Genomic DNA, 12,954 nt, shown 5'->3' with positions numbered 1-12,954 from the left:
GGCCTGGGGTAATTTTTTATTTGTTCATTGCGGCCTGGAACACTGCCACGAGCGCGTCGTTTTGCGCCTGCGTCAGCACATGGCCTTTAGGATCAATAAATTGCAGGCTGGTACGGTTGTCGAGGTCGCCAACCTGAACCTTGTAATCGCCGTTTGGCAACTCAGGATCTTTGGCACCCACGCTGTCCCAGGTGCTGCTGCCCGGCGCTTTGTAGGTCACTTTCATGCTGCCGGTTGAGCGCGTGCTGTCCGTCACTTCCATGCCGACGCGATTCATCGCTGCTGGCAGGCGCTGCCAGGCGACGTTGAATGGCGTTCGTAACACCAGCATCGGCAGGCCGGTGTCGTCGGCACCGCTTTGCACATCAATTGCACCACTGACGCGGCCAGCGGCAGCGTTTTCATTCGAGGTGGCGATCTTGTCCATCCCTGCGGCGATGTCGTTCAGCATCTGCGCGGTATAACGCTGAATCTGCACTGGCGAGGTCACGCTGTTGCCTTCCTGCTGCAGCTCCAGCAGACGGACGGTCAGGACCTGCTGGTAACTCTGCGACTGAACGCTGATTTGGTAACGACCACGGTACTGCTTATCTTCGTCTGCACGGTTCCACTGTACCCAGTCGGTGGTCAGCTGTTGTCCGGCGTCATTACGGGAAGCGATCGGGAAGTTATTAGACTGGACGACACCCACAACCTGCGACCAAATCGATCCCCGGCTGTTTTCAAACATCAGCACACCCGTGTTATTACTGAACTGGGCGCGTGAGCCGTTCATCAGCGCCAGAGGCTGGGCCGGTGGACGAATATCCAGCTGCTTGCCAACCGGCGCTTTGCTGGTTGAAGGCGGAATATCGTATTCCCCGTTCTGGACAGGAAGAATCATGCCCGACGGTGCCTTCAGCTCCCGCAGACCACTGGCCTGCAGGTAGGACTCATCACCGCTGACCTGGCGTTTGTAACGCTGATCGTTCGAACAGGCCGACAATAGCATCAGGGTGGAAAGCCCCACCACTGTTGCAATCGTTGACCGCTTTACTGAGTAATTCATTCACACTCCCTAAATTATCGCAAACCCGCTTTCACCAGCGCCTGCTCCACTTTCGGCTGTGCAACCGCAGTCAGTGGCGTCATGGGCAGACGCAGCGTGTCATTAGCGATTAATCCTAGCTGTTTTGCCGCCCATTTAACCGGGATTGGATTAGGTTCACAGAAAAGCGTCTGGTGCAGGTGCATCAGACGCTGATTGAGACGGCGAGCTTCAACGAAATTACCCTGCTGTGCGAGCCTGCACAGCTCGGCCATTTCGCGTGCTGCTATGTTAGCCGTCACCGAAATGACGCCTTTGCCGCCCAGTTGCATAAAGTCCAGTGCGCTGGCATCGTCGCCGCTCACCAGGATGAACTCATCATTAACCAGCTCTTGGATCTGACTGACTCGTGATAAGTTCCCCGTTGCCTCTTTGATTCCGATAATATTTTTGATTTCGGCGAGGCGGGCAACGGTTTCCGGCAACATATCACAGCCGGTGCGCGAAGGTACGTTATACAGCATTTGTGGCAGGCTGGTACTGTCAGCAATCGCTTTAAAGTGCTGAAACAGGCCTTCCTGCGTGGGGCGGTTATAGTAAGGCGTGACGGTGAGGCAGCCAATAACGCCAGAATTTTCAAAGCGTTTGGTTAGAGAGATGCCTTCAGCGGTGGCGTTCGCACCGGTTCCGGCAATCACGGGAATACGCCCATCCGCCAGTTCCAGGGTTTGCAGCACGACATCACCATGTTCCTCATGGCTCAGTGTGGCAGACTCGCCGGTGGTGCCGACGGAAACGATCGCCGCCGTACCGCTGGCGACATGGTAATCAATCAGTTTTCTCAAACTCGCACGGCAGACATTACCTTTGTCATCCATCGGCGTAACGAGTGCAACAATACTTCCCGTAAACATTGGCGATCCCCTCGACAAACAAGTGCTTCATGGTACGTTTTACACTTAGGGAAAAGCAAGCAAGCTCCGCTATTCCCGCGCTTGTCAGCAGTTTTTTTTATGTTTACCTTATGGTTATTAGCAAATGCACAGGGAATCCTATTTTGCAGCAATCTCAACCCCACCACTTGGTGATCACCGCACTGGGTGTTGACCGCCCGGGTATCGTCAATACGATTACCCGTCACGTCAGCAGTTGCGGTTGCAACATCGAAGACAGTCGCCTTGCCATGCTTGGGGATGAATTCACGTTCATTATGCTGCTGTCCGGTAGCTGGAACGCCATTACGCTGATTGAGTCAACGCTGCCGCTTAAAGGCGCAGAGCTGGAGCTGCTCATCGTGATGAAACGCACCCATGCGACCGCCCGCCCGCCGATGCCGGATACGGCGTTTATGCAGGTCGAAGTCGCTGACTCACCGCATATTATTGAGCGCTTTACGGATTTAACGGACAAGCACCTGATGAACATCGCTGAACTGGTGTCACGCATTCAGCCAGCCCAGCACGACAGGCCCGCTACGCTCTATATTCAGATGACGGCGCACAGCCCGACGCGGAGCGATGGTCCGGCCTTTGAACAGGCCTTTAATGAATTGTGCCAGGAGCTTAACGCGCAGGGTTCGTTGCGTCTCTACAGCCTGAGCGATGCCGATAATCGTGAACCGGCCGCACCCGGCAGGTAAAGACGAGCGCCCCCGTGACTGTTCTGCTACGTTAAAAGTGCAGTCAGGTGAGGAAACCGTCTTAAACAGATAATTTTCCATTTGGCAGTTTCTCGCCTCTTGGTGTATTAACCACAGCATGAACTCAAAATGGAGAGATGTGATGAACCCACTGAAAGCCGGTGATACCGCACCGAAATTTAGCTTGCCCGATCAGGATGGCGAACAAGTAAATTTAGCCGACTTCCAGGGGCAGCGTGTTCTGGTCTATTTCTATCCAAAAGCCATGACGCCGGGTTGCACCGTGCAGGCATGCGGTCTGCGTGACAACATGGATGAGCTGAAAAAAGCTGGCGTCGAGGTGCTGGGGATCAGCACGGATAAACCCGAAAAGCTGTCACGTTTTGCAGAAAAAGAGCTGCTTAACTTCACGCTGCTGTCGGACCAGGAGCATCAGGTTTGCGAGCAGTTTGGCGTCTGGGGTGAAAAAACCTTTATGGGGAAAACTTACGACGGCATTCATCGCATCAGTTTCCTGGTGGATGCGAAGGGCAAAATCGAAAAGGTGTTCGACGATTTTAAAACGTCTAACCACCACGACATCGTGATGGACTACCTCAAGTCAGCCTGATGTCTTCAGGGCGCGGCATCGTCCGCGCCCTGAACGTTTAGCGACTCAGCGTTTCATCTGGCAGGGCTTCAGGCCACGCGTGCACCACCGCCTTGACCAGTGTTGCGAGCGGAATCGCAAAAAACACGCCCCAGAATCCCCACATTCCGCCAAAGATCACCACTGACAAGATGATCACCAGCGGATGCAGATTGACCGCTTCAGAGAACAAAATCGGCACCAGCACATTGCCGTCCAGTGCCTGAATCACCAGATAGACGGTTAACAGCGTCCAGAACTCGCTATCAAGCCCCCACTGAAACAACCCTACGCCAATAACCGGAATGGTGACCAGCATCGCGCCGATATAGGGGATCAGAACCGAAACCCCCACTAATACGGCCAGCAAAAGCGAGTAGTTAAGGCCGAGGAACATGAAAGCCAGCCAGCTGGCGATCCCGACCACCACCATTTCCAGCACCTTGCCGCGAATGTAGTTAGTAATTTGCTGATTCATCTCCTGCCACACTTCCCCCGCCAGCCCGCGATTGCGCGGCAGCACGCGCCGAACGGCGTTCAGCATCTGCTCTTTGTCCTTCAGCAGGAAGAACACCATGAGCGGCACCAGCACGAGATAAATCATCAGGGTCATCAAGCCGACCAGCGAGGCCAGGGAATATTTCACCAGCGAATCGCCTACCCCGCTAAGACGACCGCGCAGGTTTTCAACGATGACGTCAATGATGCCCGCATCGACCAACGCGGGGAAACGTCGGGGTAAGCCCGCCGCATACAGATAGAGCTTGTTCAGCATGTTGGGCAGATCCCGCGTCAGGTTGATGCCCTGCTGCCAGGCGACGGGGGCGACAATCAAAACCAGAACCAGCAGAATCCCGGCAAACAGCACCAATACGATGCTGGTCGCCCAGCTCCGCGTACAGCCAATGCGTTGCAGCCGTACCGTCGGCCATTCAAGCAGGTAAGCGAGAACCAGCGCCACCAGCAAGGGCGCCAGCAACCCACTCAGAAAGAAAAGAATGCAGAATCCCGCCAGCAGAATCACCAGCAGGCCAATCGCCTGCGGGTCGCTAAAACGGCGTTTGTACCATTGAATCAATAAAGCCAGCATGCCGTCAGGTCCATAACGTCAAAAAGGGCCATGATTGTACCGGATATTCTGGTGTGGGAAAGGTGTGAAAAGCAGTCTGTAGCCTGACAGCTTTCGTTGACCAGGCGATGGTGGGCCTGCACGGCCCTGTTAACGGGAGTTTGAACCTGGCTAAGGCTGTCCACTGGCAGGCGAATCACCATCAATTCTGTTCACAGCGGGAAAATGAATGACGATGTTCGAATTATCCATAACGTTTCCGATACAGGTAAAAAATGGCGGGCTGTTTATTTCGCGCGGCGTGGGAACCCATCCTGCACGCAGGCTGACCTCCTGGGCGATCATTTTTGTTGAACGCGGGCAGTTAACAATTCGGGACTATGGCGAGCTGTTCAGCGTGCAGGCAGGCGAAAGCCTGCTGCTGAGACCAGGGCATTTGCATATGGGAGAAGGGATTTTTCCGGCCGAACTGAAATTTTACTGGCTGCATTTTGACTGGCAGAAACAGCCTGAGCAGCATGGCCTACACCAGGCACTGCTCCACCTTCCCCAGCATACTCGCGTTGGCGATCCGGCCTGTATCATCGCCCTGTTCCGGCAGTTCCTCAGCGAGCAGGAAAACATTCACCGCAGCGTCGCGCTGGCGTGTATTTTACTGCTTATACTGCAGCAGCTCGTGGCTCCGGCGCTGCACGAGGATGTTGTCGACAGCCCCGGCGTTGACCTGGCCTGGAAAGCCAATCAGCTTATTCGCACGCAGTATCACCTGGCGCTTTCAACCTCCACGCTGGCGAAAACGCGGCATTGCAATGCCGATTATCTGGGACGTGTTTACCGGCGCGTGTTTCGCCTGACGCTGACGGAAGCCCTTCACCGGCAGCGCGTCAGTGTGGGTTCAATGATGTGGGCTATTTCCGTCAGATATTCCGTAAGCATACAGGGTTAACCCCTGCCAGCTGGAAGCGACGCTATTGCCGGGAGCATATCAATTCCTGATAGCTCGCCCGGATTGCCGGGCGGGCCAGAAACCGTTAGCGCACAGTCTTGATCAAGAGGCTTTTGCGCGTTTGGCAACCACGGTGCAGTTGCGACCGCTGTTCTTAGCCTGATACAGGGCATCGTCAGCCCGCTTCAGGCTGCTTTCCAGCGGCAGCCGCCGGGCATCCCATTCCGCCACGCCGATGGAAATCGAGATATGGCCGACCGTCTCGATAGCGTTATCCGCGATGCTGATGCGTATGCGCTCGGCCATCGCCTCAGCCTCTTTAAGATGCGTATTGGGCAACAGCATTAAAAACTCTTCGCCACCGTTACGGCAAACCACATCCGACTGCCGGGCGCTCTGTCGTAGCGTCTGCGCCACCTGCCGAATCACCCGATCGCCCACGTCGTGTCCCCAGTTGTCATTGACGCTTTTGAAATGATCGATATCAAGGGCGAGCACGGCAAAAGGCTGGCGCATCGTCTGGTAGTAATCGAGCACCGCGTTAAGCCCGCGGCGGTTGAGTAACAGCGTTAGCGAATCGGTCTGCGCTTCCGAACTCAGGCGACCAATCTTGTCCTGTACCAGCCCAATACCGGTTAACAGCGCCCGTTTAACCTGGGCAGCTTCAAAGTACCATGCCCGAATGCCGCCAATTTCGTGGGTGACGCTTGAGGCATCGATCTTGCTGGCCTTGCGGGCCAGTTGCCAAAGCGGCATGGCAATCATCCGTGCCAGAATGACCGCCACCAGCAAAGTCAGCAAGGCAAAGGGCACAGAATGCTTCAGGACTTTCAGGAGCAACCCCGACAGCGGTTGCAGCGTGACGTCGACAGGTTTCAACGCCACCACCATCCAGCCCGTTGTGGGGACGATGGCGTAGCCGGCCAGCCGGGTCGGTTTGTCAGGCTCAGTCAAGACCAGCGAGCCGTTATCTTTTTCCTGACGCTCCCGATCGCTCATCAGGGGCGGCATGGTTTTGCCCACCATCTGGCGGTTTTGGTGATACAGCACCTGATTATCGCCGTCGAGCACAAATACGCTGGTGCCGTCGCGGTAAAACTGTTCACCCAGCAGCGCATTAAGAATACTTTTCTTTTTCAGGTAAATCGTTCCGCCAATATAGCCCAGGTAGCGCCCCTGGTTATTCCAGATCGGCCATGAGACAAAAATCAGCAGGTTATTGGCGGCAGAGAGTGTCGGTCTGCTAATCAGCGGTTGCCGGGTCTGCAGCGCTTCGCGGGACGCATCGCTGGTCAGATGCATCCCGTTTAAGGTCAGCGATTCGGGAGATATTGCGCGCACCGTACCCGTATCATCCACCACGGCGACCGAGTTAAAACTGTCGGTCTGCTCACGTAGACGGTTCACCTCCGCTTTGAGCAGTGCCTCATTATTGAAATCTTTTCCCAGTAAATTAGCACTGAAGTGCAGCTGAGACTGCGCCAGCCGGAAAAAGACTTCGCTGGTGGAGGCCAGTTTGGCAGCGTAAGCGCGATTGGCTTCCAGCGTGCTGTCGATCAGCACCATGCGTTGCACGCGCCAGGTTGCATATAAATTATTGGCAAGCGTGATGACTATGCTGGCAATAACCAGTAGCGCAATAAGCGTGCGTAAGTCCGCCCGGGGACGGTAATTCATTAGCATGGCGGGTACGCCACAGTGCAAAGATTCATTTTGCTGTGCCTGACTCTGTAGTTTTTATCGTGATTGCAGTCCTACAGCGTGTAAGTCTACACGCTGTAGGACAATTTGAGCAGGTTTAAGCGCGGCATTAGCCAAAAAGTCAGCCCGTATGGCTTTTAATCGATTAACCCGTTTTGATCATAAAAGGGCCAGGGACCCTCATAGTCTCCAATCGCACACTGATGCGTGGTCATTCCCTGCTGCGGATGCCAGCGATGCAGTAAAAATCCTGCCGGTTCCAGCATGAAGTTTGCCGGGCCATCCGGTTGCAGATCCAGCGCAACCTGATGAGACACGCCGGGAGCAATGCAGGCCAGCGTACCAGCAAAGCGGGTCTGAATTGCGCGGTGTACATGGCCGCACAGCACACGTTCGACCTGCGGATGACGACTGACGATCGCCGCCAGCGCATCAGGGACGCGTAAACGCTGGCGATCCATATGATCGATACCGCAGACAAACGGCGGGTGATGCAGCATCACCAGCGTGGGGCTGTCCGGTGACGCAGTCAGTGCGGCATCCAGCCAGTCAAGCTGCTGGTCATCAAGCTCGCCCCACGGCTGCTGCGGCACACTGGAATCGAGCGCCAGCAGTTGAACCCCCTTGACCTCCCGTTGCCAGTTGAGCGTCGGGCCCTGTTGCAAATAGGGATGATCGGGAAACGCCGCCCGTAGCGCCTGGCGATCGTCATGATTTCCCGCCATCAGGTAAAACGGCAACGCCAGGGTGGCCAGCGCCTGCCGCAGCGTCTGATACTCTTCTGCCGTACCAAAATCCACCAGGTCACCGGTTATGACCACCGCATCGGGCCGGGGCGTCAGGCCATTCAGGGTTGCGATCGCCCGTAACAGGGCATTATACGTATCGACTTTTTTATACGACAGACGACCGTGCGCTTTAATATGCAAGTCGCTGATTTGAGCAATCAACACAGGTTTAACGGACAAACGGTGACTCCTTAAAGGGTAAATTCGAGCGCGGCCTGCTCAGCCAGCGACCAGCTCACTCGCTGCCCGGCGTGCCAGGTTTCCCGTGCGTGACGTTCAACCTGAATCGGCTTGTCCAGCCCGATATCAATCATCAGGCGTTGAGACGCGCCGAGAAAGGTGCTGGCAACAATGCAGCCATGCTGCGCATAGTGGCCTTCGTCTGCCAGCAGCACATCTTCTGGCCGACAAAAACGCACTGGATGGCCTTGTTCGTCACGTGCGATGCAGTTAATCGCGCCAACGAAATCCGCCACAAAACGCGAGGCCGGACGCTGATAGATGGCCTGCGGCGTATCGATCTGCACCAGGCGCCCCTGCTCCATGACGGCTATACGATCGCCAAGCGCCATCGCTTCCTGCTGATCGTGAGTGACATACACGGCGGTGATAGCCAGCTTTTTTAACAGGCCCCCGATTTCCAGACGCAGACGCTCACGCAGTTTGGCATCCAGCGCCGCCAGCGGTTCGTCAAACAGCAGCACTTTAGGCCGCGCTGCCAGCGCTCTTGCCAGCGCCACGCGCTGTTTCTGGCCGCCGGAGAGCTTGTCGATATGACGATGTGCCAGTGACGTGAGATCGACCAGTTCCAGCATCTCATTGACCCGGGCCTCACGCTCGGGGCGCGGAATGCCCTGTACTTTCAGCCCATAGGCTACGTTCTGCGCCACGTTAAGCGTGGGGAACAGGGCGTAGTTTTGAAACACCATTCCTACGTTACGCTTCTCAATAGGCAGGTTGGTCACGTTACGATCGTCAAACCAGACTTCACCCGGCGCGTCAGTGCTCTCCAGCCCGCTGATAATGCGCAGCGTTGTCGTTTTTCCACAGCCGGACGGGCCCAGCAGAACCAGGGTTTCCCCTGCGCGTACGCTAAGATCCAGCGGATGCAGCGCCTGATGGTGATGAAAGCGACGCGCACAGCCGCGCAGCGTGACGTTAACCGCATCAACATTCATGCTTTTTGCTCCCTTGGTTGTTGGCGAGACTGGCGTTCAAGCCAGTGATTACAGGCGTTGAGCATCAACAGCAGCGGTAGAATCATTAAAATAAAGATCAGGGTATAAGCAGAACCGACTTCCAGCCGCATCGAGGCATAGCTGTCGGCCAGGCCCACTGGCAGGGTTTTGGTCAGTGGCGTATGCAACATCCAGGTGATATTAAATTCGCCTACCGATAACGTAATCACCATAAAGGCCCCGGCGAGAATGCCGTTGCGGCAGTTGGGAACCACCACGGTGAAAAAGCGACGCCAGAAGCCGGCCCCGAGGCTGGCGGCAGCTTCCTCCAGTCGGGGCAGCTGTATCGCCTGCATCACCGCCAGTACCGGGCGGATCATAAACGGCAGCGTAAAAAGAACGTGACCAATCAGGATAAACACCCAGCTGTCACGCAGGCTGCTGAACTGGCCATACAGCAGGATAATGCCCAGTGCGGTGGCCAGGCCCGGAAGCGCCACTGGCAACATCAGGCACTCTTCAATGCGCGATGCCCAGCGAGAGGGCGATTTCAGTAAGCCCCAGGCGGCCGGTACGCCGATCGCCACGGTGACGATCAAGCAGCTGACGGCAATGAGCAACGACAGCCAAAAGGTGTCGCTGTACATCTCCCAAACCTGCATCACCCATTTCAGCGTCAGTCCGCTGCGCAGGCCAACAAAATAGTTCTGCGTCATGCCCGCCAGCATCGACAGGATCACCGGCACAATCATGAACAGTGCAGTCAGTGTGGTGATCGTAACCTGCAGGTAAAACAGCCCACGGCGCTTCATGATGACGGCTCCTGTTTTGACTGGGTGAGGACGCGCGCCAGCATTAAGCCAGCCCAGGCGACAGCGCCCATGACCACCGATAACGCCGCCGCCGTGGCGAAGTTTGCGTAGTTGGTGAATTCGCCATAAATGGTCAGCGGCAGCACACTCAGGTCAGTTCCCAGGGTAAACGCAGTGCCAAATGCGCCCATACTGGTGGCAAAGCAGAGCGCACCGCTGGAGAGCAGCGCCGGTTTAAGTCCCGGCACGATCACATCCCAGACAATGCGCCACTGGCTGGCGCCTAACGAACGGGCGGCCTCTTCCAGCGAGCGATCCAGTTTTTCACTCGCGGCCACCAACGTCACAATGGCGCGCGGCAGCGAAAAATAGAGATAACCAATAAACAGCCCGGTGAGTGAGTAGGCCAGTGTCCAGCGCTCGTCAAACAGGCGCAGGCTGATCTGCGCCAGCACACCCTGTCGTCCTGCCAGCATCACCACTAAAAACCCCACCACCACGCCGGGAAACGCCAGAGGAAAGGTCAGCAGGGCCAGCAGAGTGGCGCGTCCGGTGAAACGCTGGCGAGCGAGGAAGCACCCTACCACGGTGGCGATGACCAACGTCAGTAGCGTTACCGTCAGCGACAGCAGCACGGTATTCACCAGGCTTTGCAGATACTGCGGCTGGGTAATTACCGTCCAGTAGCCACTGTGATGTGTGCTGCGATCCGGCGTCATGCCCATCTGTAATAATCGGGCAAAAGGTAACAGCCAGAACGCGGCAAAAAACAGTAAGGCTGGCAGCAGCATCCATGGCCAGTTTGCCCCCTGCTCGCGTCGGCGTGACCGGTGGCGCGTGGCCACCGGTAAATCGCTGCGGGCGTCAGACGCTGCCATTACCGAATCTCACTCAGATAGCGGGCAGAGAAGGCTTTCTGTGCATCGGCCATCTGCTGATAGTCCACGGTGTGCGCACGGGCGTAATCACTGTCTGGCAGGAAGCGCTTTTTGGCCTCGGCAGACATGGCTGAAGGCCGTACCGGGCGCAGATAGGCATTGGCCCAGATGGCCTGGCCTTTATCCGACAGCACGTAGTCCATGACTTTTTTGCCGTTAGCGGCGTGCGGGGCGTTTTTCACCAGGCTGATGACGTAAGGCACCGTGACCGTCCCTTCCTGGGGGATCACAAACACCACATTGGCATGATCTTTATATTTGGCGCGATAAGCGTTGAAGTCGTAATCCAGCAAAATGGGGATCTCGCCGGAGATCACCCGGGCATAGGCCGTCTGTTTCGGCACGACAGGTTTGTTCGCCTGCAGCTTTTTAAACCAGGCCAGCGCGGGAGTGAAGTCCTGCATACTGCCGCCTTTGGCCTGATTCACCGCCACGGCGGCCACGTAACCCACAAACGCACTGGCCGGATCGAGATAGCCCACCATTCCTTTGTATTCTGGCTTCAGCAGATCGTCCCAGGATGTTGGAATGGGTGCGCCGCCCAGCGCATCTACGTTGACCATAAAGCCCATCGTGCCGGAATGCAGCGCAACCCATTTCCCTTCTGGATCTTTCATGCCTGCCGGCACCTGGTCCCAGTTGGCCGGCTTATAGTCAGCAATCACGCCTGCCTGAGCCGCCTGAATACCAAAGCTGACGCCGTAATACACCACGTCGGCAACGGGATTATTTTTCTCGGCGACCAGTTGAGCCAGCGCCTGCCCAGAGTTCTTGTTGTCCTGCGGCACCACAATGCCGGTGTCTTTTTTGATAGCCTGCAGCTCGGTCGCCCAGTCTGCCCATTCAGGTGGGCAGTTGTAACAGATAGCATTCTCAGCAGCCTGCACCAGCTGGCTGGAAAATGCGCAGGCGGTGAAGAGCGCCGCCCTGGCAAGCACGGTGATTTTATTGTGTGTAGACATGATGGTTCCCTGATGTTGACGAATGAAAGACGGCAGCGATGCTCTCGCCTGAACGCAACCAGTGGTCCAGCAGGCACGAGTCATCATGAGAGGGTTGAAGAAGCATATCGATGGCACAGGCACCTAACCGATCGCTGGGCTGTACCACGCTGGCCAGCGAGGGTGAAAGCTGTTCGCCTATCGCAATGCCATCAAACCCCATGACCGACAGCTGGTGCGGAACCTGAATGCCGGCACGGGCGGCCGCGCCCAGCAGGCTGATCGCCAGGAGATCGTTACTGCAGATAACGGCGGTCAGCGGGTCCGGGCTGTTGATCAGCGGTAAAAGGGGCTCGAATCTGGATTGGGTATGGCTGGGCATATCAATTAGCGCCCTCGGGACAAATCCTGCCTGCTGCATCGCATCGCAATAGCCAAGATAGCGCTGACGGGCACGATCCGACTGCAGCATCGGTCCCGCCGCCATTACGATATGCTGATGGCCCAGCGCAATAAGGTGTGCCGTGGCTTCGGCCATTGCGCGACGGTTATCGACATAGACGCAGCGCCAGTTTTGCTGTTGCGGCACGTTATGCGCCAGAACAAACGGCATCCGCGCCTCTGCCAGCGGGGCTAATACGCTGCTGCTGTCCGCGTCGGAGACGGTCAGCACCATGCCCGCGACGCGCTGGCGCAGCATATGTTCAATAATGGCAGCTTCACGCTCGGGCTGGTAATCGGTCGTGGCCACCAGCAGGCCATAGCCCGCCAGACGCGCCTGTTGCTCCATAGCCTGAAGCTGCAAGGCAAACACCGGGTTACTGAGCGAAGGCAGCAAAACGCCCAGCGTTGTGGAGCTTTGCGTACGGAGCTGGCGCGCAATGTGGTTAGGTCTGAAACCCAGCTGCTCCGAGGCCTCCAGCACTTTTTTTAACGTGCCGGGCTTAAGCAGATGGGGATCGGAAAAGGCACGCGCCGCGGTTGCTCGCGAAACGCCGGCCAGAACCGCCACGCTGATTAAATCACTCATTTCCCCCCCCGGTTAATCGATAATGAGATCGATCTCATTGGCGCTTAACCTAACGGGGTTGTGTGACATCAACATCACGGAGAGATGACATTGCGGTGACAGCGGTTCACCACGTCGTCAACGCGCGGGCAGCACGACGAATGCCTTTTTCTGACTGCTGATACAGGGCGGTTGGGGTTGGCAAGCACCCGATAAGCCCGGAAGGGGCAATGCGCCGATCCCGGCTGCCACAACGCCATTTCATTCTTCCCTGGCTG

13 protein-coding genes and 1 pseudogene are annotated in these 12,954 nt (G+C 56.6%); 3 read left to right on the top strand and 11 right to left on the bottom strand.

All coding sequences use genetic code 11. The features are described 5' to 3' along the window. Nucleotides 1-16 precede the first annotated feature (16 nt). Nucleotides 17-1,048: an outer membrane protein assembly factor BamC gene (bamC, locus tag GKC68_RS06505; RefSeq protein ID WP_028725141.1), complete on the bottom strand. Its 1,032-nt coding sequence runs from the start codon at nt 1,046-1,048 to the stop codon at nt 17-19. A 14-nt stretch (nt 1,049-1,062) separates the two neighbouring features. Next, nucleotides 1,063-1,941 (bottom strand): 4-hydroxy-tetrahydrodipicolinate synthase, encoded by an 879-nt coding sequence (gene dapA, locus GKC68_RS06500; RefSeq protein ID WP_028725142.1) that lies wholly within the window; start codon nt 1,939-1,941, stop codon nt 1,063-1,065. 143 nt (nt 1,942-2,084) lie between these two features. Between dapA and GKC68_RS06495 the strand changes: the two genes are divergently transcribed. Then, on the top strand, nt 2,085-2,666 hold the full coding sequence (locus GKC68_RS06495; protein WP_089528078.1) for a glycine cleavage system transcriptional repressor: 582 nt from the start codon (nt 2,085-2,087) through the stop codon (nt 2,664-2,666). A gap of 142 nt (nt 2,667-2,808) precedes the next feature. Beyond that, entirely contained in the window at nt 2,809-3,276 is a 468-nt protein-coding gene (gene bcp, locus GKC68_RS06490; protein WP_028725144.1) for a thioredoxin-dependent thiol peroxidase, read from the top strand. 37 nt (nt 3,277-3,313) lie between these two features. Here bcp and GKC68_RS06485 read toward each other — a convergent pair whose 3' ends face one another. After that, nucleotides 3,314-4,384, bottom strand: a complete 1,071-nt coding sequence (locus tag GKC68_RS06485; RefSeq protein ID WP_028725145.1) for an AI-2E family transporter — start codon at nt 4,382-4,384, stop codon at nt 3,314-3,316. Between the two features lie 214 nt (nt 4,385-4,598). Here GKC68_RS06485 and GKC68_RS06480 point away from each other — a divergent pair. After that, nucleotides 4,599-5,359 (top strand): annotated as a pseudogene (locus GKC68_RS06480) (AraC family ligand binding domain-containing protein). 52 nt (nt 5,360-5,411) lie between these two features. Here GKC68_RS06480 and GKC68_RS06475 read toward each other — a convergent pair. From GKC68_RS06475 to GKC68_RS06440, 8 genes are all read right to left on the bottom strand, one after another. Then, a complete protein-coding gene (locus GKC68_RS06475; RefSeq protein ID WP_028725146.1) occupies nt 5,412-6,992 on the bottom strand; it encodes a sensor domain-containing diguanylate cyclase in 1,581 nt (526 codons plus the stop codon). Nucleotides 6,993-7,147: 155 nt separating this feature from the next. Then, a complete protein-coding gene (locus GKC68_RS06470; protein ID WP_264227990.1) occupies nt 7,148-7,978 on the bottom strand; it encodes a phosphodiesterase in 831 nt (276 codons plus the stop codon). A gap of 11 nt (nt 7,979-7,989) precedes the next feature. Next, nucleotides 7,990-8,976, bottom strand: a complete 987-nt coding sequence (locus GKC68_RS06465) for an ABC transporter ATP-binding protein (RefSeq protein WP_047715363.1) — start codon at nt 8,974-8,976, stop codon at nt 7,990-7,992. Beyond that, nucleotides 8,973-9,788: an ABC transporter permease gene (locus GKC68_RS06460; RefSeq protein WP_264227991.1), complete on the bottom strand. Its 816-nt coding sequence runs from the start codon at nt 9,786-9,788 to the stop codon at nt 8,973-8,975. The genes GKC68_RS06465 and GKC68_RS06460 overlap by 4 nt, the downstream gene beginning before the upstream one ends. Beyond that, nucleotides 9,785-10,666, bottom strand: a complete 882-nt coding sequence (locus GKC68_RS06455) for an ABC transporter permease (protein WP_028725150.1) — start codon at nt 10,664-10,666, stop codon at nt 9,785-9,787. Before GKC68_RS06455 ends, GKC68_RS06460 begins: the two co-directional genes overlap by 4 nt. Beyond that, nucleotides 10,666-11,688, bottom strand: coding sequence for an ABC transporter substrate-binding protein (locus GKC68_RS06450; RefSeq protein ID WP_028725151.1), 1,023 nt, complete (start codon nt 11,686-11,688; stop codon nt 10,666-10,668). Before GKC68_RS06450 ends, GKC68_RS06455 begins: the two co-directional genes overlap by 1 nt. Continuing rightward, a complete protein-coding gene (locus GKC68_RS06445) occupies nt 11,672-12,697 on the bottom strand; it encodes a substrate-binding domain-containing protein (RefSeq protein WP_028725152.1) in 1,026 nt (341 codons plus the stop codon). The genes GKC68_RS06450 and GKC68_RS06445 overlap by 17 nt, the downstream gene beginning before the upstream one ends. Nucleotides 12,698-12,803: 106 nt before the next feature. Continuing rightward, complete coding sequence (locus GKC68_RS06440) at nt 12,804-12,941, bottom strand: hypothetical protein (protein ID WP_155301464.1); 138 nt, start codon at nt 12,939-12,941, stop codon at nt 12,804-12,806. Nucleotides 12,942-12,954 lie beyond the last annotated feature (13 nt).

It is taken from the genome of Pantoea sp. RSPAM1, assembly GCF_038816185.1.
Taxonomy (GTDB): domain Bacteria; phylum Pseudomonadota; class Gammaproteobacteria; order Enterobacterales; family Enterobacteriaceae; genus Pantoea; species Pantoea ananatis.
This window is presented reverse-complemented; position numbering and strand designations above follow the sequence as displayed.

Coding starts and splice junctions, on each gene's coding strand:
- bcp (WP_028725144.1), top strand. CDS start 2,809: ATGAACCCACTGAAAGCCGGTGATACCGCACCGAAATTTAGCTTGCCC.
- bamC (WP_028725141.1), bottom strand. CDS start 1,048: ATGAATTACTCAGTAAAGCGGTCAACGATTGCAACAGTGGTGGGGCTT.
- GKC68_RS06450 (WP_028725151.1), bottom strand. CDS start 11,688: ATGTCTACACACAATAAAATCACCGTGCTTGCCAGGGCGGCGCTCTTC.
- GKC68_RS06440 (WP_155301464.1), bottom strand. CDS start 12,941: ATGAAATGGCGTTGTGGCAGCCGGGATCGGCGCATTGCCCCTTCCGGG.
- GKC68_RS06455 (WP_028725150.1), bottom strand. CDS start 10,666: ATGGCAGCGTCTGACGCCCGCAGCGATTTACCGGTGGCCACGCGCCAC.
- dapA (WP_028725142.1), bottom strand. CDS start 1,941: ATGTTTACGGGAAGTATTGTTGCACTCGTTACGCCGATGGATGACAAA.
- GKC68_RS06460 (WP_264227991.1), bottom strand. CDS start 9,788: ATGAAGCGCCGTGGGCTGTTTTACCTGCAGGTTACGATCACCACACTG.
- GKC68_RS06485 (WP_028725145.1), bottom strand. CDS start 4,384: ATGCTGGCTTTATTGATTCAATGGTACAAACGCCGTTTTAGCGACCCG.
- GKC68_RS06445 (WP_028725152.1), bottom strand. CDS start 12,697: ATGAGTGATTTAATCAGCGTGGCGGTTCTGGCCGGCGTTTCGCGAGCA.
- GKC68_RS06465 (WP_047715363.1), bottom strand. CDS start 8,976: ATGAATGTTGATGCGGTTAACGTCACGCTGCGCGGCTGTGCGCGTCGC.
- GKC68_RS06475 (WP_028725146.1), bottom strand. CDS start 6,992: ATGCTAATGAATTACCGTCCCCGGGCGGACTTACGCACGCTTATTGCG.